The sequence below is a fragment of the Janthinobacterium sp. GW822-FHT07A03 genome, assembly GCF_058798815.1.
This window is the reverse complement of record NZ_JBXAKW010000001.1, coordinates 695,208-717,200: the sequence shown is the minus strand read 5'-3', so window position 1 is coordinate 717,200 and position 21,993 is coordinate 695,208. Positions and strand designations below refer to the sequence as shown.

General features: G+C 62.6%; 22 protein-coding genes and 1 riboswitch. Of the genes, 12 read left to right on the top strand and 10 right to left on the bottom strand.

Going from position 1 to position 21,993, the window contains the following annotated elements; genetic code table 11:
- Window positions 1–5: 5 nt before the first annotated feature.
- Window positions 6–896, top strand: coding sequence for a 50S ribosomal protein L3 N(5)-glutamine methyltransferase (gene prmB, locus AC1RJW_RS03300; RefSeq protein ID WP_493043408.1), 891 nt, complete (start codon window positions 6–8; stop codon window positions 894–896).
- Between the two features lie 36 nt (window positions 897–932).
- Window positions 933–2,927, top strand: a complete 1,995-nt coding sequence (locus tag AC1RJW_RS03295) for an ATP-binding cassette domain-containing protein (protein ID WP_493043406.1) — start codon at window positions 933–935, stop codon at window positions 2,925–2,927.
- Window positions 2,928–2,968: 41 nt separating this feature from the next.
- Here AC1RJW_RS03295 and AC1RJW_RS03290 read toward each other — a convergent pair whose 3' ends face one another.
- Window positions 2,969–3,439 carry a chemotaxis protein CheW gene (locus AC1RJW_RS03290; protein ID WP_326457513.1) on the bottom strand — a complete coding sequence of 157 codons (471 nt, stop codon included), beginning with the start codon at window positions 3,437–3,439 and terminating at the stop codon, window positions 2,969–2,971.
- A 196-nt stretch (window positions 3,440–3,635) separates the two neighbouring features.
- On the opposite strand from AC1RJW_RS03290, the gene arfB reads away from it, so the two are divergent.
- Window positions 3,636–4,034, top strand: coding sequence for an alternative ribosome rescue aminoacyl-tRNA hydrolase ArfB (arfB, locus tag AC1RJW_RS03285; RefSeq protein ID WP_034779396.1), 399 nt, complete (start codon window positions 3,636–3,638; stop codon window positions 4,032–4,034).
- Between the two features lie 119 nt (window positions 4,035–4,153).
- Here the strand turns inward: arfB and AC1RJW_RS03280 are convergent, their stop codons facing one another.
- Both AC1RJW_RS03280 and AC1RJW_RS03275 read right to left on the bottom strand, forming a co-directional pair.
- Window positions 4,154–6,013 carry a flagellar assembly protein A gene (locus AC1RJW_RS03280; RefSeq protein WP_493043403.1) on the bottom strand — a complete coding sequence of 620 codons (1,860 nt, stop codon included), beginning with the start codon at window positions 6,011–6,013 and terminating at the stop codon, window positions 4,154–4,156.
- 161 nt (window positions 6,014–6,174) lie between these two features.
- Entirely contained in the window at window positions 6,175–6,564 is a 390-nt protein-coding gene (locus AC1RJW_RS03275) for a hypothetical protein (protein WP_475415241.1), read from the bottom strand.
- A 264-nt stretch (window positions 6,565–6,828) separates the two neighbouring features.
- Here AC1RJW_RS03275 and ompR point away from each other — a divergent pair, with 264 nt between their 5' ends.
- Both ompR and AC1RJW_RS03265 read left to right on the top strand, forming a co-directional pair.
- The gene (gene ompR, locus AC1RJW_RS03270) at window positions 6,829–7,530 is read left to right on the top strand and encodes an osmolarity response regulator transcription factor OmpR (protein ID WP_223278807.1); all 702 of its coding nucleotides are present in this window, start codon (window positions 6,829–6,831) and stop codon (window positions 7,528–7,530) included.
- A 13-nt stretch (window positions 7,531–7,543) separates the two neighbouring features.
- Window positions 7,544–8,902, top strand: coding sequence for a sensor histidine kinase (locus AC1RJW_RS03265; RefSeq protein WP_493043402.1), 1,359 nt, complete (start codon window positions 7,544–7,546; stop codon window positions 8,900–8,902).
- Between the two features lie 50 nt (window positions 8,903–8,952).
- Here AC1RJW_RS03265 and AC1RJW_RS03260 read toward each other — a convergent pair whose 3' ends face one another.
- Window positions 8,953–9,432 carry an Imm26 family immunity protein gene (locus AC1RJW_RS03260; RefSeq protein WP_493043400.1) on the bottom strand — a complete coding sequence of 160 codons (480 nt, stop codon included), beginning with the start codon at window positions 9,430–9,432 and terminating at the stop codon, window positions 8,953–8,955.
- Between the two features lie 93 nt (window positions 9,433–9,525).
- Complete coding sequence (locus tag AC1RJW_RS03255) at window positions 9,526–9,831, bottom strand: ferritin family protein (RefSeq protein ID WP_034750230.1); 306 nt, start codon at window positions 9,829–9,831, stop codon at window positions 9,526–9,528.
- Between the two features lie 142 nt (window positions 9,832–9,973).
- Between AC1RJW_RS03255 and AC1RJW_RS03250 the strand changes: the two genes are divergently transcribed.
- Both AC1RJW_RS03250 and AC1RJW_RS03245 read left to right on the top strand, forming a co-directional pair.
- Window positions 9,974–11,131 carry an iron-containing alcohol dehydrogenase gene (locus tag AC1RJW_RS03250; protein ID WP_493043397.1) on the top strand — a complete coding sequence of 386 codons (1,158 nt, stop codon included), beginning with the start codon at window positions 9,974–9,976 and terminating at the stop codon, window positions 11,129–11,131.
- Window positions 11,132–11,198: 67 nt separating this feature from the next.
- A riboswitch (TPP riboswitch) is annotated at window positions 11,199–11,296 on the top strand.
- 85 nt (window positions 11,297–11,381) lie between these two features.
- Complete coding sequence (locus tag AC1RJW_RS03245; RefSeq protein ID WP_493043395.1) at window positions 11,382–13,529, top strand: TonB-dependent siderophore receptor; 2,148 nt, start codon at window positions 11,382–11,384, stop codon at window positions 13,527–13,529.
- A gap of 110 nt (window positions 13,530–13,639) precedes the next feature.
- Here AC1RJW_RS03245 and AC1RJW_RS03240 read toward each other — a convergent pair whose 3' ends face one another.
- The 3 genes from AC1RJW_RS03240 to AC1RJW_RS03230 all read right to left on the bottom strand — a co-directional run bounded on the left by AC1RJW_RS03240 (window position 13,640) and on the right by AC1RJW_RS03230 (window position 15,413).
- Window positions 13,640–14,245 (bottom strand): AAA family ATPase, encoded by a 606-nt coding sequence (locus AC1RJW_RS03240; RefSeq protein WP_493043393.1) that lies wholly within the window; start codon window positions 14,243–14,245, stop codon window positions 13,640–13,642.
- Window positions 14,197–14,808 carry a nicotinamide riboside transporter PnuC gene (gene pnuC, locus AC1RJW_RS03235; protein ID WP_493043391.1) on the bottom strand — a complete coding sequence of 204 codons (612 nt, stop codon included), beginning with the start codon at window positions 14,806–14,808 and terminating at the stop codon, window positions 14,197–14,199. The genes AC1RJW_RS03240 and pnuC overlap by 49 nt, the downstream gene beginning before the upstream one ends.
- Before the next feature lie 86 nt (window positions 14,809–14,894).
- Window positions 14,895–15,413, bottom strand: coding sequence for a DUF2867 domain-containing protein (locus tag AC1RJW_RS03230; protein ID WP_493043389.1), 519 nt, complete (start codon window positions 15,411–15,413; stop codon window positions 14,895–14,897).
- Between the two features lie 79 nt (window positions 15,414–15,492).
- Between AC1RJW_RS03230 and AC1RJW_RS03225 the strand changes: the two genes are divergently transcribed.
- From AC1RJW_RS03225 to AC1RJW_RS03215, 3 genes are all read left to right on the top strand, one after another.
- Window positions 15,493–16,122: a TetR/AcrR family transcriptional regulator gene (locus tag AC1RJW_RS03225; protein ID WP_493043387.1), complete on the top strand. Its 630-nt coding sequence runs from the start codon at window positions 15,493–15,495 to the stop codon at window positions 16,120–16,122.
- Window positions 16,123–16,159: 37 nt separating this feature from the next.
- Entirely contained in the window at window positions 16,160–16,795 is a 636-nt protein-coding gene (locus AC1RJW_RS03220; protein WP_493043385.1) for a class I SAM-dependent methyltransferase, read from the top strand.
- Between the two features lie 177 nt (window positions 16,796–16,972).
- Window positions 16,973–17,374, top strand: a complete 402-nt coding sequence (locus tag AC1RJW_RS03215) for a hypothetical protein (protein WP_493043383.1) — start codon at window positions 16,973–16,975, stop codon at window positions 17,372–17,374.
- 3 nt (window positions 17,375–17,377) lie between these two features.
- Here AC1RJW_RS03215 and AC1RJW_RS03210 read toward each other — a convergent pair whose 3' ends face one another.
- A complete protein-coding gene (locus AC1RJW_RS03210; RefSeq protein ID WP_493043381.1) occupies window positions 17,378–17,911 on the bottom strand; it encodes a hypothetical protein in 534 nt (177 codons plus the stop codon).
- Window positions 17,912–18,247: 336 nt separating this feature from the next.
- On the opposite strand from AC1RJW_RS03210, the gene AC1RJW_RS03205 reads away from it, so the two are divergent.
- Window positions 18,248–18,376, top strand: a complete 129-nt coding sequence (locus AC1RJW_RS03205; RefSeq protein WP_493043379.1) for a hypothetical protein — start codon at window positions 18,248–18,250, stop codon at window positions 18,374–18,376.
- A 223-nt stretch (window positions 18,377–18,599) separates the two neighbouring features.
- Window positions 18,600–19,598, top strand: a complete 999-nt coding sequence (locus tag AC1RJW_RS03200) for a hypothetical protein (protein WP_493043377.1) — start codon at window positions 18,600–18,602, stop codon at window positions 19,596–19,598.
- Window positions 19,599–19,834: 236 nt separating this feature from the next.
- On the opposite strand, the gene AC1RJW_RS03195 is transcribed toward AC1RJW_RS03200, so the two are convergent.
- Window positions 19,835–21,988 (bottom strand): S46 family peptidase, encoded by a 2,154-nt coding sequence (locus AC1RJW_RS03195; protein ID WP_493043375.1) that lies wholly within the window; start codon window positions 21,986–21,988, stop codon window positions 19,835–19,837.
- Window positions 21,989–21,993: the final 5 nt, after the last annotated feature.

Below are 21,993 nucleotides of genomic sequence, written 5' to 3'. Positions count from 1 at the left end.
ATGCCATGACCCCGAACCCGTTTTCCACGCCACGCGACCTGCTGCGCTACGCCGTTACCCGTTTTAATACCGCCAAGCTGTTTTTCGGCCACGGCAGCGCCGAAGCGTTCGACGAAGCCGCCTATCTGATCCTGCACACGTTGAAGTTGCCGCTCGACAAGCTCGAACCGTTTCTCGACGCCAAATTGCTGCCGTCGGAAGTGGCCAGCGTCATGACCGTCATCGACCGCCGCAGCATCGACCGCGTGCCGGCCGCCTACATCACCAAGGAAGGCTGGCTGGGCACGTATAACTTCTACGTGGACGAGCGCGTGATCGTGCCCCGCTCCTTCATCGCCGAGCTGATCCCTGAATACTTCTCGCCATGGGTGGCGGAACCGGAAGCCGTGGAAAACATCCTGGAACTGTGCACCGGTTCGGGCTGCCTGTCGATCATGATGGCCGACGCCTTCCCGAACGCCAGCGTCGACGCCGTGGACATTTCCGCCGACGCGCTGGCCGTGGCCAAGCGCAACGTCGACACGTACAAGCTGCAGGACCGCGTGAACCTGATCGAATCGGACCTGTACACGAACGTGCCGGCCAAGAAATATGATTTGATCATCAGCAACCCGCCGTACGTGAATTCCGCGTCGATGGGCGCCCTGCCCCAGGAATACCTGGCCGAACCGCAGATCGCCCTCGACGGCGGCAGCGACGGCATGGACCTGGTGCGCAAGATCATCGCCGGCGCGGCCGAGCGCCTGACGGACGACGGCATCCTGATGATTGAAATCGGCAACGAACGCGAATATGCGGAAGCGGCCTTCGGCGAGCTGGGCCTGACCTGGCTGACGACGAGCGCCGGCGACGACATGGTCTTCCTGCTGACGGCCGAGCAGCTGAAGCTGGCGTAAGCGCGCAGCGCCTTAATTTACAACACAAAGAAAATAATGATACGTTTCCTACAAGTAAGCCTGATGCGCGGCATCAAACCGTTGCTCGAACAAGTCGATGTCACCCTCAATCCGGGCGACAAGATCGGCCTGATCGGCGCCAATGGCGCGGGCAAATCGAGCCTGTTCGCCATGATGCGTGGCGAATTGCACCCTGACCAGGGCGAAATCGATTTCCCGGCCAAATGGCGCGTGGCTTACGTGGCGCAGGAAACGCCGCCGCTGGACCGTGCCGCGCTCGACTACGCCATCGACGGCGACGTGACCCTGCGCAAACTGGAAGCGGAACTGGCGCGCCTGGAATCGGAACCGGCCACGTCGGAAAACGGCATCGCCATCGGCGAGATCTACAGCGCCATGGCCGATGCCGATGCGTATACCGTGCAGTCGCGCGGCGAGCAATTGCTGCTGGGCCTGGGCTTTACCCTGGACCAGATGCAGCAGCCGGTGGCGAGTTTTTCCGGCGGCTGGCGCATGCGCTTGAACCTGGCGCAAGCGCTGATGTGCCCGTCCGACCTGCTGCTGCTCGATGAACCGACCAACCACCTGGATCTGGACGCCATCATCTGGCTGGAAGACTGGCTCAAGCGCTACGCCGGCACCCTGCTGATCATCTCCCATGACCGCGACTTCCTCGACGAAGTGGTCAACGTGGTCGTGCATATCGACGAGCGCAAGCTGAAACGCTATTCGGGCAACTACTCGAGCTTCGAGCGTCAGCGCGCGGCGCAGATGATCCTGGCCGCCGGCGCGCTGGAAAAGCAGCAGCGCAAGCGTGCCCATCTGGAATCGTTCGTGAACCGCTTCAAGGCGCAAGCCTCGAAAGCCCGCCAGGCGCAAAGCCGCATGAAGGCGCTGGCGAAGATGGAAGAACTGGCGCCGTTGCGCGCCGCCGCCGAATTCTCGTTCGAATTCCGCGAGCCGCTGTCGGCCCCGAACCCGCTGCTGGTGATGGAAGACGTCGATGCGGGCTACAAGATCGAAAACGAAGCGACGGGCGAAATCACGCACAAGACCATCGTCAACGGCATCAAGTTTTCGCTGCAGATCGGCCAGCGCATCGGCTTGCTGGGCCAGAACGGCGCCGGCAAATCGACCCTGATCAAGACCATCGCCGGCGAACTGATGCCGCTGACGGGCGACGCCACCATGGGCAAGGGCCTGAACATCGGCTACTTCGCCCAGCACCAGGTGGAAATGCTGCGCCACGACGAATCGCCGCTGTGGCATCTGGCGAAGATCGCGCCGACCGTGCGCGAGCAGGAATTGCGCAACTTCCTGGGCGGCTTCAACTTCCCCGGCAACATGGTCACCGCTTCCATCGCCCCGTTCTCGGGCGGCGAAAAAGCCCGCCTGGCACTGGCCCTGATCGTCTGGCAGCGTCCGAACCTGCTGCTGCTCGATGAGCCGACCAACCACCTGGATCTGGAAACGCGCGAAGCGCTGACGGAAGCGCTGGCGCAGTTCGAAGGCACCCTGGTCGTCGTTTCCCATGATCGCCATTTGCTGCGCGCCACCACGGACGAATTCATCATCGTCGCCGACGGCAAGCTGCAGCCGTTCGACGGCGACCTGGACGACTACAAGGACTGGCTCTTCAAGACCAAGCTGGGCAAGGGTACCGATGTGCTGCCGGCCGCCGGCAAGGCCAACAAGACCGATTTCCCGGTAACGTCGTCCGTACCCGCGCCGGCCGCCGCCCCTGCCGCGCCCGTGCGCGACAAGCGCAAGGAAGCGGAAGAGCGCCAGAAAACGGCCGCCCTGCGCAAGCCGATCGAAAACAAGATCAAGCGCCAGGAAGAGCAGATCGCCAAGCGCAACGCGCAAAAGGCGGAAACCGATGCCAAGCTGGGCGAGCCGACCATCTATGACGCCGCCAACAAAGCCAAGCTGAAACAGTTGCTGGCCGACCAGACCTTCTTCACCAAGGACCTGGCGCAGCTGGAAGCGGAGTGGCTCGATCTGCAGGATCAGCTGGAAAAACTCGGTTAATCAAGCAGCGACAAAAGACGACCTCCGGGTCGTCTTTTTTTTCAGGCTACCTGCATGGGACTCGGGCTGCGGATCGCCATCAGGCGGTCGATGTCGACGAGGATCAACCGACGTCCCGCCACCGTGCCCAGGCCCAGCAGATAATCGGCTTCCGCCTCGCCCAGGCCGGGCACGGCGGCGATGTCGGCGGGTGCCAGGCTGACGATGTCGGTGACGCCATCGACCACCATGCCCATCACGCCATTGCTCAGCTGCAAGATGATCACGTCGGTGGCGGGGTCCGGCGCGCCGTGGGCGCTGCCGAACGCGGCGCGCATGTCGACGATGGGAATGATCACGCCGCGCGAGACGGCCACGCTGTGCAGCACTTCCCCTTCCGAAGAAAAACGGTCGAGCTCCTTCAGCGGACGCAATTCCCGCACGCAGCGGTAATCGAGGCCGTATTCCAGGCCGCCCAGCCGGAAACTCAAGTATTGGGCCGTTGCGGCGCCAGGCGTGGTCGTCGGCTGCATGGTGTTCCTTTCATCCGGTAAGCGCTGCCAGGATGCGCAGTGGCGCAACGTTGGCCCCATGCTAACCAGCATCGCCGCACCCGGCGTTGAGAAACATCAACTTTCCCGGAAGACATCATCGACTGGCCGCCCCGGCCTTGCGCCGGCGCAGCCAACTTCCCTTACAATAGCTGCATCGTTTCCCCACAGGCAGGCCATGCAACACCTCGTCAATCCCGCTGAAGTTGAATTTTCCGCCATCCGCGCCCAGGGCCCGGGCGGGCAGAACGTCAACAAGGTGTCCAGCGCCATCCATCTGCGCTTCCCCATCGCCGCCTCGTCGCTGCCGGAAGCGTACAAGGAACGCCTGCTGGCCCTGCGCGACAGCCGCATCAGCAAGGATGGCGTGCTGGTGCTCAAGGCGCAGCAGTCGCGCAGCCAGGAGCAGAACAAGGAAGAAGCCTTGCGGCGCTTGCAGGAAATCATCGACAGCGTGACCTTCCTGCCCGCCGTGCGGCGTGCCACCAAGCCCACGCGCAGCTCGCAGCGGCGCCGCCTCGACAGCAAGAGCACGCACAGCGTGCTGAAACAGTCGCGCGGCAAGGTGATCGACTAAATGCCTGCCCCAACCTGCAGCGCGTCGCGATTTGCGGCCTGCGATGCTCACTGTGCAGTCGCACAGCTGCGCTTCTCCGCCACAACTCGTTGCCGCTCGCGACGGTTTGGTCTGGCATTTTAAGGCGGCGGCGCATACGTCCAGTCCAGGCTGCCTGTGCTGTCCGCAAACACGGCTTGCGTGGCCGGCGTGGCGCTGCGCAGCAAGGCCTTGATCTCCTTCGGCGGCCGGTCGTAGACCTTGGCCGGTCCGGGCGGCACGACCAGGGCGCGCACCGTCGTCTCGCCATCGACCAGGCCCAGGGTGCAGCGCGACTGGCCGGCCGTTGCCTGCCGCTCCTGGCGCAGTTGCTCCACCAGGGCCAGCATCTGCGCGTGCAGGATTTCCGACTGTTTCACTTCCACGCGCAGCCGCGCCACCTCTTTCAGGACGGGAGCGATGCGCGCGGCCAGCTTGTCGTACTGCAACTGTTGCGTTGGCTGCAACTGCAATTCGCCGCGCCGCAGCTGGCCCGCCAGGGTCAGGTAGTTGCGCACTTCCGGCAATTGCGCAATGGCATCGATTTCCTGCTGGCGCTTGTGCTGTACCTGCTGGTACTGCGCGGCCTTCGCCAGGCTTTCCGCAATCTTTTGCTCCAGGGCGCTCAAGTCGGGCACCAGCGGGAACAGCAGCATCTCCACCTGCTTGCGCGGGCCGGCGCTGCCGATGCGGATGGTGCGCGCCGCCACGGCGCAGCCTTCGGCCAGTTCAATGACGACCTCGTCGGCGATGATTTCGCAATTGCTGGCACTGTCGATCACCACGCGCGTGCCGGCGATGACGCAGCTTTCCGCGCGCTTCACGTGGACTTCGCCGCTCAGCGCCTGCAGCACGGAACCGGAAGCGACGCCCTCGACGCGCACGTCGCCGTGTTCATTGAACGCCGTGCCGCCCACCAGGTTGCGCTGTAGCCATATCAGTCCGCCATGCGAGTGCAGATGGCCGTACACGTCGCCATGGATGGTGATGTCGCTGCCGTCGAGCTGGCGCTGCTCCTGCACTTCGCCATACTCCTCGTAGGCGGCGCGCAGCTTGAGGTTGCCCGTGGTGCGGCTGCTGACGCCTTCGCGGCTGACGATCCTGTTTTCGATGGAAATCTTGCCGCTCTCATCGACATTCACGTAGCCATCCTGCGTGGCCACGACGAACTCGCCGTCGCTGAAGCGCTCGACCGCCGTGCCCACGCCGGCCACCGCCGCCAGGTCCAGTTCCAGCGGCGCGGGCGGCGGCAGCAGCGTGCCGGCCAGGTCGTAGCCGGGCAAGCCGGGGAACGATGGCAGCAGGCGCAGCAGGCGCGCATGTTTTTTCACTTGCGGAAAGCGGTTCTTGAAGCTGAGCAGGTCGAGCCGGCCATCGGGACGTTCGCGCGGCGCATCGTCGCGGTGGATGCCTTGCGACACTTCGACCAGCTGGGCGTCGCGCCCCGGCTGCGGCGCCAGCGCCCGCGCCACCGTGATGCGCTCGGCCTTGCCGCTGCCGAGAATGGCGCGCACGGCCGCACTATCGATGCCGTAGTGCACGCCCTTGCCCCACAGGTCGGCCACCAGCTCGTCAAATTCGCGCCGGGCCGGCACCTGGCCATCCGCGTCGGGAAGCAAGGCTTCAAAGTAAAACTCGGCGCTGTCGCCGCGGATCTTGACCTGTTTATACAGGGCGCGGCGCGGGGGCGGGAATGGCGCCGCGCGGGCGGCGATGCGCAGCAAGGCGTCGCCCTTGGGCGCGGCGCGGGGCGTGGGGGCATGGAACAGGGTCAGCAGGAACAAACCGTAATCGAGGCCGGCCAGCAGCTGCCCCGCCTGGAACAGCTGGTCGACGGCGGCGCGCAGCTGCGCGGGCGCCAGCGACAGGTCGAGGCACACGCCCTCGTCGCGCTGGACGAGGCCATGCGGCAGGCCGCCTGCGGGCACCGCATCAGGAACGGGCGTGTCGTCGTCGCTCACCACTTGCCTCCCCCAGCAACACATTCAGAGAATTGTCTCAGTGCACTAGAACAATATCACGGGGCGTGGCGCTGTGCCTGACTGGGCAACAATGCGGGCGGCCAGATGCCAACAGGGCCATGTCTTGCGAGATGGCCCTGTGGGATGGGAGGGTGCGATGCCTAGCGGCGCGGCGGGTTGGAGTAAATGTCCTGGCCCACTTCGTTGATCTGGCGGCGCAGGTCGCGGCGCTCGTCGGGCGTCATGCGGCCCGTGCGGCGCGAAGCGTCGGCGCCTTCGTTGGCGCGGCGCTGCTCTTCGGCGCGCGTGTCGAAACTGCGTGCGTCACGCTGTTCGCGCAGTCGCGTATCATTGCTATTGCTGCGCTGTACCTGTTCGTACCGCTGGGCCTGCATTTGCTGCTGGTCGTCACGGCGTGGCGGCGGCTGGTTTTGCGCCAGCGCCAGGCTGGCGGCCAACACGGAACAAACGGCAAATGCGGACAGCACAGTCGTACGTGCGGCGATAGCTGCGCTGGGAGCGGCGTGAATTTTTTTAGTAAAGATATTCATTGAGTTCCTCTTCCGCAATGCCGTATAAACTTAAAGCTGATTTCCACTGTGGCCCCAGTGTATGATGCTTTACACGGTGCAGTAAGAGTAATTGGGTAAAGTTTGTAACACTTTGTAATGGGTCGCCACAGCCCCTTGCCGACGCCGCGCGAGGCGTTACTATAGCAACTAATATAAGATAACACGACACCCTAAATGACCACAACCTCCACTACCGGCAGCAATACAACAACGCAATCGATCCACGGCCACCAGGCAAAGATCATGGTGGTCGATGACGATGTGCGCCTGCGCGACCTGCTGCGGCGCTACCTGACCGAACAGGGCTTCAATGTCTTCACGGCAGAGAGCGCGACGGCCATGAACAAGCTGTGGCTGCGCGAACGCTACGACCTGCTGGTGCTCGACCTGATGCTGCCCGGCGAAGACGGCCTGTCGATCTGCCGCCGCCTGCGCGGCGCGGGCGACCAGACGCCGATCATCATGCTGACGGCCAAGGGCGAGGACGTGGACCGCATCGTGGGCCTGGAAATGGGTGCCGACGACTACCTGCCGAAGCCGTTCAACCCGCGCGAGCTGGTGGCCCGCATCGGCGCCGTGCTGCGCCGCAAGGGTCCCGATGAAATCCCGGGCGCGCCGTCGGAAACGCCGCAAACCTTCGAATTCGGCGACTTCGTGCTGGACCTGGGCACGCGTACGCTGAAAAAGAATGGCGAAACGGTGCCCCTGACCACGGGCGAGTTTTCCGTGCTGAAAGTGTTTGCCCGCCATGCGCGCCAGCCGCTGTCGCGCGAGAAACTCATGGAACTGGCACGCGGACGCGAATACGAAGTGTTCGACCGCAGCCTGGACGTGCAGATTTCGCGCCTGCGCAAGCTGATCGAACCCGATCCGTCGAGCCCGCTGTTCATCCAGACCGTGTGGGGCCTCGGCTACGTCTTCATTCCGGACGGACAGCCGCGCTGATCGCTGGCGAGGCATGATGAAGCTTGTTCCCGATATCAGCCTGGCGCGGCTGAAAAGCGGCCTGTTCTGGCGCACCTTTTTGCTGCTCGGCACCTTGACCACGGTCAGCATGATCACCTGGATCGGCATGATTTCCGTCATCCAGCGCGAGCCGCAGGCGCAGCAGATTTCCGCCCAGATCATTTCCGTCGTCACCATCACGCATGCGGCCCTGACGCACTCGGCGCCCGAGCTGCGCCGCGAGCTGCTGTTCGACCTCGTCAGCAATGAAGGCATCCGCATCTTCTCGCTGGAAGAGGACGACCGCATCGAGCCGCCGCCCGACAATTACCTGATGCCCGAGATCGAGGCGCAGGTGAAAGCCAAGCTGGGCAAGGACACGCGCTTTTCCGCGCGCGTCAACGGCGTGGCCGGCTTCTGGGTCAGCTTCAAGATCGACGACGACGAATACTGGCTGATGCTGGACCGCGAGCGCCTGCGCGGCCTGACGGGCTTCCAGTGGCTGGGTTGGGCCAGCCTGGTATCGCTGCTGTCCCTGCTGGGCGCGGCCATCATTTCCAGCCTGATCAATCTGCCGCTGTCGCGCCTGACGGCGGCCGCGCGCGACATCGCCAAGGGCAAGCAGCCGGCGCCGCTGCCGGAAAAGGGCCCGATCGAGATCATCGAGGCGAACCGCAGCTTCAACCAGATGGTTGATGATCTGAAACAGGTGGAATCGGACCGCGCCGTGATTTTGGCCGGCATTTCGCACGACTTGCGCACGCCGCTGGCGCGCATGCAGCTGGAAGTGGAAATGGCCAACCTGTCGGACGAGGCGCGCGAGGGCATCCAGTCCGATATCGGACAGATGGACGCCATCATCGGCCAGTTCCTCGACTACGCCAAGCCGACGGAAGCGTCGAGCTTTACCGATGTCGACCTGAGCGGCTTGCTCAACGACATGACACGCGAGGCGATGCGCCTGCCGGACGTGAAGCTCAACGCCACCATCGCCGATGGCGCGCACGCGATGGGCAACCCCACCGACTTGCGCCGCGTGCTGAACAACCTGATCGAGAATGCGCGCCGCTATGGCAAGACGCCGGGCAGCGACGTGACGGAAATCGACATCGCCTGCCACGTGCGCACCAGCCACGGGGCGAAAAAGGTCATCATCGAAGTGCAGGACCATGGCACGGGCGTGCCGGCGGAAAAGATCGAGCAATTGATGAAACCGTTCACCCGCCTCGACACGGCGCGCGGGCAAGCCAACGGCGCCGGCCTGGGCCTGGCCATCGTCGACCGCGTGCTGCTGCGCCACGGCGCCGAATTGCAGGTGCGCAACCGCGAAGGCGGCGGACTGGCGTTTCAGATCAGCTTGCCGGCGGCTTAAGCGGGCTAAGCGGCGGAAACGAACGGCACGGGCGTGCCGTTCCCTGCTGTTCAAACCGACGCCTGCTCCGGCGTCAGCAATTTATTCATCAGCAATTCCGTCGCCCCGTAACCGTACAGGGAATCGCTTTCCATGCCCGGCGTATCGAAGGGAATCGATTCCTCGCGGTTCAGCTTGGCAGGATCGGCGTCCGCATAGCTGGCGCGCCAGGCGCGCTGCAGGGATTCATTGCGGCGGATAAAGGCCGGCATGGGCCAGGCATCACGCTCCCAGTGGAGGCTGTCGCCCAGCAGGGGCCAGCGCTCGTTGAGCAGGGCCATGTCGCCCGTGCGCAGGCGGCGCACGGCCTGTTCCGGCCGCAAGCCTTCCAGCTCTTCCAGTGTGGGCAAAGTGTCGCGCTTCGGCCCGAACATATACGCCAGCATGATGCGCCCGGCAGGCGCCCTGCGCGCCACCACGCCGACGGCATAACCGCCGCCCGGCAGGGGCACGGCAAACCAGCTGCCTTCTCGGTATGGTAATGATTTCATTTCTGCAAACTCCCCCAAAATCGTGTTCGGGGCACAGTCTACGCGAAGCAAAGGCCATGTGGCGCATGGTACGCCACAACAACAAACCAATAGTTACAATATTTTCTCGTCATAGTGATACTGGGCAACAATCGGCCCCGCCTTGAACAGCGCTTCCTTCATGGCCGTATCCAGGCGCGCGTCGCGGCGGCGCATCCATTCGAGCAGCATGGCCGCTTCCTTGCGGCTGGTGTCGCCCGCATGCGCCAGCACGCGGCGCAGTTCGGGGTCGGTGCACGCCTCGAAACGCTGGCTGTTCAAGTCCAGCGCCTGCAGCGCGGCGATGGTGGCGCCGATGGCGCGGTGCATGTCGAGCGCGGTGGCCGGCAAGCCGGATTCTTCCAGTGGGACGGTGGTCATGCGCATTCCTTTTCGCGTGGTGGTGACATCGGCTGCATTCTCCACCGCGCGGACGAAAAGCTCAAGCGTCCACGACACGATTCCACCCGTTCGGCCATAATCATGGCTCGGCAACAGCCTCAACCTCGGCAGCGGGAGCCCCATGTTCAATTTCGATTTCTACAATCCGACGCAAATCCTCTTCGGCCAGGGGCAGATCGCCGCCATCGCCGGCCTGATCCCGCCCCAGGCGCGGGTCCTGATGACCTACGGCGGCGGCAGCATCAAGCAGAACGGCGTCTACGATGAAGTCAGGGCGGCGCTGGCCGGCCACACGGTGCTGGAATTTGCCGGCATCGAACCGAATCCCAGCTATGAAACCCTGATGCAGGCCGTGGCCATGGTGAAAAGCGAGCGCATCGATTTCCTGCTGGCCGTCGGCGGCGGCTCCGTGGTCGATGGCACCAAGTTCATCGCCGCCGCCGCCCTGCACGAGGGCGAGGCGTGGGACATCCTGGCGAAGGGCGGCAAGATCGTCGAAGCCGCCCTGCCCTTCGGCACCGTTTTGACGTTACCGGCCACGGGTTCCGAAATGAATGGCTCGGCCGTGATCACGCGCAAGGCCACGCAGGAAAAGCGCTCGTTCATGAGCCGCAAGGTGTATCCTAAATTTTCCGTGCTGGACCCGTCGAAGACGTTCACCTTGCCGCTGCGCCAGGTGGGCAATGGCGTCGTCGATGCGTTTGCGCATGTGATGGAGCAGTATCTGACCTATCCCGTGAACGCGTCCGTGCAGGACCGCTTCGCCGAAGGCATTTTATTGACCCTGATCGAGGAAGGCCCGAAAGCCCTGTCGCACCCGGACGACTACGACGTGCGCGCCAACGTGATGTGGAGCGCCACCCTGGCCTTGAACGGCCTGATCGGCGTGGGCGTGCCGCAGGACTGGTCCACGCATGCCATCGGCCACGAATTGACGGCCCTGTATGAACTTGATCATGCGCAGACGCTGGCCATCATCCTGCCCAGCATGTTGCGCGTGCGCAAGCAGGCCAAGCGCGCCAAGCTGCTGCAATACGCGGCCCGCGTGTGGGGCCTCGATGGCGGCGACGAAGACGGCCGCATCGAGGCTGCCATCGCGCGCACGGAATTCTTCTTCCGCCACATGGGCGTCAAGACGCGCCTGGCCGATTACGGCCTGAACCATGCCAGCGTGGACGCCGTCGTGTCCGCCCTGGAAGCGCACGGCATGACGGCGCTGGGCGAACAGCGCGACATCACGCCCGCCGTCAGCCGCAAGGTGCTGGAACTGAGTCTGTAGATTTCGTCGACACTGTTGTAAAACGGTCGGCCAGGGGGGACAGCCGGCCGTGCTTCATGCTAAGCTGTCATTTCGCTAGGGGTCCTGGAGCAGTCATCCGGGTGAGAGATACCCTTCGTACCTGATCTGGATAATGCCAGCGAAGGAAAGCGCAAAGTACCTCCCTCCTTTGATAGCTCCTGCGTTGGCGCCAGCCGAACAAGCAGCCTGCCGTGCTCTTTCCCGAGACGGCTTGAACCACGAGCAATCTATGTCCACACCGAATTTATCCGTTTCCGTCCTGACACTGGCCATCCTGCACGCGTTTGCCGCGCCTGCCTTCGCCGCGAATGACACCACCGAAGCCGCCGACCCGCAGGCGCAAAGCATGGCCGAAGTCGTCGTCACGGCCAGCAAGGCGCCGGCCGCCAAGCGCGCCTCCGTGGGCGGTTTCAGCGATGCGCCGCTGCTGCAGACGCCCGCGTCCGTCACCGTCATTTCGCAGAAAGACATGCAGGACTTGCAGATCCGCAATCTCAGCGATGCCGTCAAGCTCGACGCCAGCATCAACGATGCCTACAACGCCGTCGGCTATGCGGAACAGTTTACGATCCGCGGCTTCAAGCTCGACAACAATTCCAGCTACCGCAAGGATGGCGTGGCCATTCCTGGCGACACGCAAATTCCGCTGGAAAACAAGGAACGCATCGAAGTGCTGAAAGGCCTGGCCGGCTTGCAGGCAGGCGTGGCCGCGCCGGGCGGCGTGATCGACTTCATCGTCAAGCGCCCCACCGCCGCACCGCTGCGCACCGTGACCGTGGAAACGCGCGAGCGGGGCACCCTGTACGGCGCCGTCGACCTGGGCGGCCGCCTGGAGGACACGCGCTTCGGCTACCGCGTCAACGTGGCGGCCGAGCGCCTGCGCTCCTACATCAAGGGCGCCGACGGCAACCGCAAGTTCATTTCCGGCGCCTTCGACTGGCAGATTTCGCCGCAAGCGCTGCTGCAGCTCGACGCCGACTACCAGGACAAGGCGCAGGCCACGGCGCCCGGTTTCCAGCTGCTGAACAATAAAACCTTGCCAACCGGCATCAGCGCCGACGCCATGCTCAACCTGCAGCCGTGGACGCGCCCCGTGGAAACCGTCACCAGCAATATCGGCCTGCGCTTCCAGTACGCCTTCAATGACGACTGGCACGCCACCCTGTCGGCCAACCAGCACTCGTTCAAGCGCGACGACTACACGGCCTTCCCGTACGGCTGCAGCGGACAGGACCTGTACCCCGGCTTCTGCGGCAATGGCGATTACGACGTGTATGACTACCGCAGCCTGGGCGAGACGAAAAAACCGCTGAGCGCGCAAGCCATGATCCAGGGCAAGTTCGCCACCGGTTCCCTGCGCCATGACTTCACGGCCGGCGTCTCGACCTTCCGCCGCAAGGACCGCGCCGGCCTGTACGTGTACGACTGGGTGGGCGTGAGCAACATCTACCAGCCGCAGATCGTCGGCACGTCGCCCGGCGTCACGGGCCCCGTGCGCCTGGTGCGCAAGGATACGGAAAACTCCGTCTTCGTGCAGGATATCGTCAGCCTGGCGCCGAACTGGAAACTGCATGGCGGCTTGCGCCATATCAATGTCGATGGCTACCAGTATGTGCTGAAGGCCGACACGGAAATCCGCGCCAAGCACGATTTCCTGCTGCCGAATGTATCGCTCGTCTATACCCCGCTCGACAATGTGTCCGTGTATGCGGCCTATTCGCAGGGCATGGAACATGGCGGCACGGCCGACCGCAAGGCGATGAATGCCAATGAAGAACTGTCACCGAGCCGCTCGAAGCAGATCGAATTCGGTGCCAAGATGGATGTGACGCCGGACTTCATGCTGGCGGCCAGCCTGTTCCAGATCCGCAAGGGCCTGGAATTCCAGAACACGGCCGGCTACTTCGTGCGCGAAGGCCAGGCCCAGCACCGCGGCCTGGAATTGTCGGCCCAGGGCAAGGCATCGTCCAGCCTGAGCCTGGGCGCCTCCGTGACGGCCCTGAACAGCCAGCAGTCGGGCACGGGCAATGCGGACCTCGACGGCAAGCGCGTACCCAACGTGCCCGCCTTCAAGGCGGCCGTGCATGCGGACTATGCCGTGCAACAGGTGGCGGGCCTGAGCGTGAATGGCAGCTGGGAATATGCGGGCAAGAAAGCGTTTGAGTACAACAACACAACCTTCGTGCCGTCGTACCACGTGTTCAACCTGGGCGCCGCTTACGCCACGCGCATCGCCGGCACGCGCGCCGTGCTGCGCGCCGCCGTCAACAACGTGGCCGACAAGTTCTACTGGCGCGACGTGACGCCGGAATCGGACGGTTACCTGTATCCGGGCGCCAGCCGCACCTTTAAAGTCTCGGCGCAGTTCGACTTTTAAACACCTAACCAAACCTACTGCGCGTCGCGATTTGCGGCTTCCGATGCTCACTGTGCATTCGCACAGCTCCGCTTCTCGGCCACAACTCGCTGCCGCTCGCTACGGTTTTGTTAGGCGTTGTAGGGAAAGGAAATGGCAGGCGCCCCAGCAAGCGCCTGCCGCAGCAAAGGCGCCGCCTGTTCCAGGCGCGCTTCCAGGCTGTCGTGCAGCACGTGGTAGGCGATGCCGCGCGCGTCGAGCTCGTCGAGCAGGTAGCGGTAGATCAGCTGGCGCACGGCTTCGGACTCGCGCTGCAAGCCATCGGCCACCCAGGGGCTGTCGGGCGCCGTCACCAGGGTCAAATCGTAGTGCGCGGCATCGGCCAGCGCCGCCAGCGGGGCATCGGCGCCGTGAAAGTAATGGCGGCTGTAGACCACCGTCATCACGGGCGTGGTGTCGCAAAACAGGAAGTGACGCGCTTGCGCGGCAGCGGCCGCTTCGCGTTCGATTTGCGTTCGCGCAATGCCATACTGGTCGCTGGCAACGGGCACCCTGCCCTGCGTTTCGACGAATTCACGCAAGTACTCGGGCACCCAGACGGTGCCGTAGCGCTCGGCCAGGGCGGCCGCCAGGGTCGACTTGCCCGACGATTCCGCGCCCAGGATCGCCACGCGCACGCAGTGTTCCATCACTTGAGGACCATGGCGCCAGGCGCGGCCGGAGCCGACTTTTTCCATGCCAGCAAGCCGATGACAGCCATCACCACGAAGAAGGCGTACAGCACGGCCGTCAGGGTCAGGCCCTTGTGCACATACAGCCACACATACAGCACGTCGACGACGATCCAGGCGATCCAGTTTTCCAGCTTCTTGCGCGACAGCAGGAACTGCCCCACCAGGCTGCCTGCAGTGAGGAAACCATCCGCATGGGGCACGTCCGTGTCCGTCGTCGTCAGCAGCCAGGCGATGAGCAGGAAACCCACCAGCCAGCCAGCGGCACAGGCCAGCCAGCCGCGTCCATCGAGGCGCGTGACGGGCAGGGTCTTGCCGCCGCTGGCCGGGTGCAGCCACTGGTACCAGCCCCAGAACGAGACGCTGATGAACAGCAGTTGCAAGGCCATGTCGCCATACAGGCGCGATTCGAAAAACACGAAACCGTAGGCGGCCGAGGAAATGATGGCGAACAGCCACGCCCAGTGATTCTGGCGGATGTTCAGCGCAACGGTTGTCAGTGCCAGGACAAAGGAAATCAGTTCAAGCGGCGTGGTGGCAAAACCCAGCAGGAGAAGCGTATCGTTCATGGGAATCGTGATGAGGCTGGTGGTGCAGTATGCAATACCGGCCATGAATAAGCAAGATTGCCCTTGCCGTCCGCCCCCTCCCCGTCTCAGGCGAAGCCTGCCCTGGCCGCGCGCGCCAGCGAATGCCGCACGATCAGCTTGTGAAACGGCCGGATCAGCAGGATGTAGGCACGCCCCACCCGGTTATGGCAATGCACGACGCTGGAGACGGTGACGCTGCCATGGCGCCCCGCGTCGCGGTTGCGCAGCACGGACAGGCGGAAATCGAGGTGGCTGTCATCCTCGCCCAGGATGATCTCGTCGTCGCTGACGGCATAGATGCGGAAGATGCCGATGCGCTTGCCGGGCCGCGCTTCCATCTGTTTTGCCGTCCGGATGCCGAAACGCGCCACGATGGCGTCGCGCACCAGCATCAGCTTGCGCACCCAGCCCGGCTGCTTGCCCAGCAGCTGGCGCGCCAGGCTCTGCATGTCCATCTGGCGCGCCTGCGCGGTGGGCAAATCGACGGCATACGCGTCGGCCAGGTTGCTGCCGGGATACAAGGGGGCGATGCTGGCGCCTGGCGGCAAGTCCACGGTGCGGACGGCAATGTTCATCTCATGCATGTGCTCTCCATGTTTTCAGTGATAACATGCCCATCATACACGACAATGTGAACAGCGATAACATGCGATGACAACAGCAATGACCACTTACCATCACGGCAACCTGCGCGACACCCTGGTCGCCGCCACCATCGCGCAACTGGCGCAGCAGCACGACGCCGCCCTGTCGCTGCGCGAACTGGCGCGCACGGTGGGCGTCTCGGTCGCCGCCGTGTACCGCCACTTCCCCAGCAAGGAAGCCCTGCTGGCCGAGGTGGCGGCGGCCGGCTTCGCCAGCCTGATACAGAAATGGGAAACGCAGCTGCCGCCGCCGGGCAGCTTGCCCGCCGAACAGCGCTTTCAATTGCTGGGCCAGCAATACATCGAATTCGCCCTGGCCGCGCCAGCCCACTACCGGCTGATGTTCGAACACCAGGACGTGCGCCAGTTCCCCGCTCTGCAGGAGGCGGCGCAAGCGTGCTTTCAGTATGTGCTGCAGACGGCAGGCGCGGCCGTGCGCGAAGCGGGCCTCGATCCGCGCTGGGACAAGGCCGCCGCCAGCGCCGGCTGGTCGCTGGGCCACGGCTACGTGATGCTGCTGCTGAGCGGCCGCCTGGCCATGGCGGACGGCGGCGATGCGCTGTCGCCGGCCATGGTGCCGCGCTTTTTTCAATTGCCGGTGGAGGCGCTGCGGCAAGCGCATCAGCAAGCGGAAGAAAAGCCGTTATGACTGCAGAAATGGACATTGCCAGAGGAGACGACTGATAATGCAGGAAATGCAGGATCCCATGGACTCATCTACTGTCCCGGGCACCGAGGGCTATGCAGAAAACGCAGGGCAGCTCATTGCACGATACGACAACGTTACATTCCTTGATAAATACCGGCCCGTCAGTCATCTCTTGCCGACGATATCAAGCGCCGTGCTCGACATCGGCGCCGGGACAGGCGGCGACGCGGCGTGGCTTGCAAGCTCAGGCCACAAAGTGACCGCGCTTGAGCCCGTTGCAGCCTTCCGCGAGGCGGGCATGAAGGCACATGCCCTGGCCAACATAGAATGGGTGAACGACAGCCTCCCCGCTCTTTCCACGCTAGGAGCGCGTCCTGCCAAGTATGACCTTATTGTCGTCGCGGCCGTCTGGATGCATCTGGCAACGGAAGAAAGGATCGAGGCGATGGACAATATCAGCAAGTTGCTCAAGCCCGGCGCCATACTCGTCATGTCCCTGAGGCATGGCCCAGCCCCTGAAGGCCGTCGCATCTTTGATGTCTCTGCCAATGAAACAATAAACCTCGCGATGCAATATCAGCTCAAATTGATGTTGAGTACGCAGGCGCCATCCGTTCAGCAGCAGAATCGCCAGGCGGGGGTAAGCTGGTCCTGGATTGTCTTTGAGAAATGATTCGAGCTGAAGCAGCGTGCGCCAGGGCGTTGACAAGGCGCGCATTCAGCCGAGGCTAGCCGTTATTTTTTTGAAACACCATTATTTATGCATGACATATCGATAGATACGCTCTCCGTAATCGCCAGGCAATGCCTTGCCGTCACCTGCCTGCAACGCTTTTGCCGGCGCTTTGATATGGATCATCCCGCCCTGTCCGCCTTCGCCGCTCACGTGTGGAAACTGGCGCAAGTTGCACCTGGGGATTTTGCGGCCTGGGAACGGGGCTTTGCGTCCCTGGCTGTGACGGGCATGGGCGATCCCTGGCCGGACGAGGTAAGCATGGCCATGCCCGGGCACCTGCTGGGCACGCTGGAAGCACTGGTGCAGCATGTGCTGGAAACGAGCGCCTGTACCTGGCATGGCGATGACCTTGCGGCAAGCCGGCGCCAGCTGGAAGCCGTGCTGGCCATCTGCGTGCGGCATGACGTGGCCGTGCCGCGGCTGGAGCACTACGTGCAGCACGATGCGGCGCTGCGCGGCGGCTGGGGGCCGGCGCTCACGGACGAAGAAGTCAGGGCCTGGCAAGCCCTGATATAGCGCTTACGCCAGAAGGCCTTGGCGCACCTGTTCGAGCAGGCGCTCCTCTTCATCCGTATCGGCATCGATTTGCGTGACCACGGTCCAGAACGGCGCGTACGTCTTGATCTGCTCGAAGGCATGACACGTTTCCAGCCGCACCATGGTTTTCCTGAGGCTGTGCAGATAGCCTTCCTCGATGGCGCAGAGCAGCTCGTCATCGGCGGCGTCGATCAGCTCGCTTAAAGCACCTTCGATCCTTGCATGGCCCTCCTCCCACAATTGCCCGATTTCCGGCACATCGGCTTCCATGCACTCGTTCGACCAGTCAGGAGGATAGTAATCGCGCGCCCTGTTACCGGGATCGGTGTCAAAGCTCAGCGAAATGGACGGGAACGATACGGCGTTGAAGGCAAAAGCTGAAAATGCCTGATCCTTGAAAGCGGACGCGCCCAGCAGCGCCAGTGATGCGCTGGCCAGCCTGAACCAGGTTGCCTCGACGTCGTAGGCTGTTTCAAACGCGTGCCAATCCGGCGGCAAATCGGGAGTCTGGGGCATGGGAACCTGTCGAAAAAGAATAGCGGTGGATAGTGCGCGGAATTATACGTGGCGCAGGCAATGCGGCAGGCCGTGGCGCGGAAAAAAACCGCAGCCGCCTGGAAGCCGGGGCCAGCTCGGATATGCAGATAGAAACTATTTCTTGGTCTGGCCTAGCGATTGATGTTCGAACACCAGGACGTGTACCCGCTCCCCGTCCTGCAGGAAGCGGCGCAAGCGTGCTTACCCTATATGGGCTGCAGACGGCAAGCGCGGCTGTGCGCGAAACGGGCCTCAATCATTGCTGGGACAAGGCCGACCGGCGGCCCCGGATTGTAACTGGGCCACGGCGACGTGATGCTGCTGCTGAGCGGCCGCCAGGCCATGGCGGACGGCGGCGACGAGCTGTCGCCCGCCATGGTGCCGCGCTTTTTTCAGTTGCCGGTGGATACACTGCGGCAGGGGCGACGCCAGTCTCCGACCTAAGAAGAGCGGCACGGACACGCTTGCCTGAACAATCGCGCATACCACCTCCTGCCAGAGTGTTCCAGCCCTTTTCTTGCCCCGCACTCAAAATATGGCCAAACGCATTTAAATATCAATTGATTAATCAAGTCCCTTAGGGCAACATTGCTATGACATTAATTTTGTCAAAATGCGTTTAAATGGCTTCTCCAATTGTAGAAAATTTTATTTCTTAAGGAGTTCTATGCGTAAGTTCGTCTTCCTTACCGCACTGCTTGGCAGCGGTGCCGCCCATGCCGATTGGATACCGGATTTCATCCGTGAAGATAACATTGTCACCGTCAGCATGGGTGGCGGCTCCATTACCTACCGCGAACCGCGTTATGGCGGCAATACTCGCTTGACCGGCGTGACGCAGGACATGCTGAACGTCCAAACTTCACTGCAGCAGCAATTGAATACCTTGATTTCCAAAAAAGTTGCTGAGAAAGGGATTCAATTTGAAAGCGGTTCCCTGACCGGCAATTTGCGCGCCGTGATACAGCCAGATCCATCCGGGGTCGCCTTTGTCAATATCAGCGGCATCAGCTACTCAGCGCGCAATGTCTACTCGGGAACCAGACTGGGTGTTATTAGCTACAAATGCGTGAATACCACGAACATCAATAATATCGAGATTTCCGGGCAATATGGCGCCGTGAACGGCGTCTTGGTGCCAGGCAAATCAAAAATGAGTGCCGATGTCACCACCTCGACAGATTGCGACTCCAATCTTGCCTGGATCTTGCCCGTGTTTGGCTCATTATTTATCAACAAGGCGGAAAATATTATCGATCAGGAAGTCATCAATATTGCATCCGATACCATTAACAATATGAAGGACAAACTGCTCTTCAATCCGGCACAGAATTGGGTTACCGGCTTGAACAGCCTGATCATTCCAGGAGATATCATATCGCAACTGGATGGAACGTCTTTCCCTCTTGGGAATTTTGTCCGTGACAATTATGGCTATTTAATCAGCAATAGCAATATTGTCCTGCAATTTGGCCCCGGCATTTCCGTGCGTCCCAAGATAGGCTGGGGTCCCCCGGGCGGGCGCGCTTTTGCCGCAAATGTGCTGACAATTTCCCTGAATTCACCCGCCGTCGTATTTACAGTCAAGTTAAGTCAGGATGCGCTCGTCAATTGGCAATGGCGTTGCAGCATTGCCAACCCGACAAAATCCTGCCCTGAGCCCTGAGTTCGCTCCCCACGACACAGGCACGATAGATTTCTGGTGAAACAGGATTGGCTGCGCAGTCTTGCAATAAAAAACGCCCGATGCAAAAATTGCATCGGGCGTTTTTGTTGACATCCAACACCATTACCCGCAGGATGTATTTCGCCCTACGGCTCTTCAAGAGCAAGAGCCGGGCGAAGGGCGCTTGGCATGCAGCCGAAGCCGCCCTCTTCCCGTACAGGATACAAGACGGCCTATTACTTTGCCGCTTTCACCGCCTTCGGATACTTGATCGTCATTTCCTGCAGCAAGTTGTCCGCGTGGTCCACTTCCTTCATTACCCACAGCATGTAGCGGATGTCGAGGTGGATGGCGCGCGTGATGGCCGTGTCGAAGTACCAGTCCTTGGTGATCGATTCATATGTCGAATCGAAGTTCAGGCCGATCAGTTCGCCGCGCTTGTTCATCACGGCCGAGCCGGAATTGCCGCCCGTGGTGTCCGCGCTGGTGAGAAAGTTGACGGGCACCGTGCCCAGGGCCGGGTCGCGGAACTGGCCGTAGCGCTTTTCCTTGACGGCGTCGATCAAGCCTTGCGGCGCTTCGAACGGGGCCTTGCCCGTGACTTTCTCGACGATGCCTTCCACGGTCGTGAACGGACCCTTGGTGATGCCGTCGCGCGGCGAGTAAGGCGAGACCGTGCCGTACGTGACGCGCAGGGTCGAGTTGGCGTCAGGATAGACCGGCTTGCCTTGCGATTTCTTCCAGGCAATCACGGCTTGCATGTATTGCGGAATCACGCGCTCCAGGTTGCCGTCGATTTCCTTGCGGCGCTCTTCCAGCGCCAGCTCCACCGGATACAGCTTGACGGCCAGTTGCATGAAAGCGTCGTCGGACTGGGCAACGGCAGCCTGGTCCTTTTCCAGCCAGGCCAGGCGCTTGGCCGTATCGGCCAGTTGCGTCTGCTGGTACAGGGCCGCCACGGCCGCTGGGGCCGGCAGCAGCGCGTCCAGGCCTTGCGGATGGCTCTTCGCCGCCAGCTGGGCGTAACGCTTCAGGCCCGCTTCAAAGCGCGCCTGGTCGACCTTGTTGACGTACGACTGCTCCAAACGGGCCAGACGGGCCTTGATGAAGGCCAGGTCGCGCTGCTGGAAGCCCGATTCGCGCTCGGCGTCCGGCTTCTGGCGCTCCTGCGACAGGCGGTAGACGGTGCGCGCGCTTTTCAGCAGGTCGCTGTTGGTGGCCACCGTCCAGGCGAACTCTTCTTCGCTCAGGGCCATGTCGCTGGCGATCGCCGCATCCAGTTCGGCCAGCAGGGTCGCCGACACGTTCGGCTGCTTCGCGTACCAGGCGCGGAACTCGGCATCCTGCCCATCCTTGATGGCGGCGATGTCCTTGCGGGCGAAACCGTCGAGCAAGCCCTGGGTTTTCTTCAACACGTTGTTGATGCTTTTCACCACGCTGGCGTAGCGCACGGCGGAGGCGGCATCGCCCTGCGTCGCATCGGCCATCACGGCCAGGTCGGCTTGCAGTTCGGAAACTTTCAGGGGGAAGGCCGTATCGCGCGCGAAGCGGATTTCCGCCGGCAGCTTGTAGCGGCTGGTGCGGCCGGGGTAGCCCGCCAGCAAGATGCCGTCGCCGGCCTTCAAGCCTTCGGCCGAGACCACCAGGAAATCCTTCGACTTGTACGGCACGTTCTCGGGCGACGGGTCGGCCGGACGGCCATCCTTGCCCACGTAGGCGCGCAGGAACGAGTAATCGCCCGTGTGGCGCGGCCATTCGTAGTTGTCGGTGTCGCCGCCGAAGTTGCCGATCTTGTCCGATGGCGCGTACACGAGGCGCACGTCGCGTATCATCATCTGGCGGATGCGGTAGTACTCGAGGCCGCGGTGGAAGGCGGGCACGGAGCAGCGGTACATCTTGTCCGTCTCGCATTCGGCGATCAGGTCCTTGATGCGCTTTTCCACGGCTTCGTGGCGCGCGCGGCCGCTCATGTCGGCCGTCAAGCCCTTCAGCACGCGCTCGCTGACGTTTTCCACCTTGTCCGTCACATACACCAGGCTGTTCGGACCGCCCGGCAGCTCTGCGGCGCGCGTCTTGGCCAGGAAGCCGTTGGTGATGTAATTGTGTTCCGGCGTGGAATTGCGCTGCACGGCGCCATACGCGCAGTGATGGTTCGTCACCACCAGGCCCGCGTCGGAGACGAAAGCGGCCGAGCAGCCGCCCAGCGACACGATGGCGCTCATCGGGTGTTTGCTCAGGTCGGCGAGTTTTTCTGCAGGAATGTCGATGCCGACCCGTTTGAGTTCGGCTTTCAGCTGTGGCAGCTGGTGTGGTTGCCACTGCCCTTCGTCGGCGTGTGCGCCGGCGAACGCGCCCAACAAGGCGACTGGTAAAACGATTGTTTTGAACAAGATAT

Excerpts from the sequence above, each read along its gene's own strand:
- AC1RJW_RS03255 (WP_034750230.1), bottom strand. The coding sequence starts at position 9,831 with ATGACCACCGTCCCACTGGAAGAATCCGGCTTGCCGGCCACCGCGCTC.
- AC1RJW_RS03225 (WP_493043387.1), top strand. The coding sequence starts at position 15,493 with ATGACCACTTACCATCACGGCAACCTGCGCGACACCCTGGTCGCCGCC.
- AC1RJW_RS03245 (WP_493043395.1), top strand. The coding sequence starts at position 11,382 with ATGTCCACACCGAATTTATCCGTTTCCGTCCTGACACTGGCCATCCTG.
- AC1RJW_RS03295 (WP_493043406.1), top strand. The coding sequence starts at position 933 with ATGATACGTTTCCTACAAGTAAGCCTGATGCGCGGCATCAAACCGTTG.
- AC1RJW_RS03210 (WP_493043381.1), bottom strand. The coding sequence starts at position 17,911 with ATGCCCCAGACTCCCGATTTGCCGCCGGATTGGCACGCGTTTGAAACA.
- AC1RJW_RS03215 (WP_493043383.1), top strand. The coding sequence starts at position 16,973 with ATGGATCATCCCGCCCTGTCCGCCTTCGCCGCTCACGTGTGGAAACTG.
- AC1RJW_RS03220 (WP_493043385.1), top strand. The coding sequence starts at position 16,160 with ATGCAGGAAATGCAGGATCCCATGGACTCATCTACTGTCCCGGGCACC.
- arfB (WP_034779396.1), top strand. The coding sequence starts at position 3,636 with ATGCAACACCTCGTCAATCCCGCTGAAGTTGAATTTTCCGCCATCCGC.
- AC1RJW_RS03240 (WP_493043393.1), bottom strand. The coding sequence starts at position 14,245 with ATGGAAAAAGTCGGCTCCGGCCGCGCCTGGCGCCATGGTCCTCAAGTG.
- AC1RJW_RS03250 (WP_493043397.1), top strand. The coding sequence starts at position 9,974 with ATGTTCAATTTCGATTTCTACAATCCGACGCAAATCCTCTTCGGCCAG.
- AC1RJW_RS03290 (WP_326457513.1), bottom strand. The coding sequence starts at position 3,439 with ATGCAGCCGACGACCACGCCTGGCGCCGCAACGGCCCAATACTTGAGT.
- prmB (WP_493043408.1), top strand. The coding sequence starts at position 6 with ATGACCCCGAACCCGTTTTCCACGCCACGCGACCTGCTGCGCTACGCC.
- AC1RJW_RS03260 (WP_493043400.1), bottom strand. The coding sequence starts at position 9,432 with ATGAAATCATTACCATACCGAGAAGGCAGCTGGTTTGCCGTGCCCCTG.
- pnuC (WP_493043391.1), bottom strand. The coding sequence starts at position 14,808 with ATGAACGATACGCTTCTCCTGCTGGGTTTTGCCACCACGCCGCTTGAA.
- ompR (WP_223278807.1), top strand. The coding sequence starts at position 6,829 with ATGGTGGTCGATGACGATGTGCGCCTGCGCGACCTGCTGCGGCGCTAC.
- AC1RJW_RS03200 (WP_493043377.1), top strand. The coding sequence starts at position 18,600 with ATGCGTAAGTTCGTCTTCCTTACCGCACTGCTTGGCAGCGGTGCCGCC.
- AC1RJW_RS03230 (WP_493043389.1), bottom strand. The coding sequence starts at position 15,413 with ATGCATGAGATGAACATTGCCGTCCGCACCGTGGACTTGCCGCCAGGC.
- AC1RJW_RS03275 (WP_475415241.1), bottom strand. The coding sequence starts at position 6,564 with ATGAATATCTTTACTAAAAAAATTCACGCCGCTCCCAGCGCAGCTATC.
- AC1RJW_RS03205 (WP_493043379.1), top strand. The coding sequence starts at position 18,248 with ATGCTGCTGCTGAGCGGCCGCCAGGCCATGGCGGACGGCGGCGACGAG.
- AC1RJW_RS03265 (WP_493043402.1), top strand. The coding sequence starts at position 7,544 with ATGATGAAGCTTGTTCCCGATATCAGCCTGGCGCGGCTGAAAAGCGGC.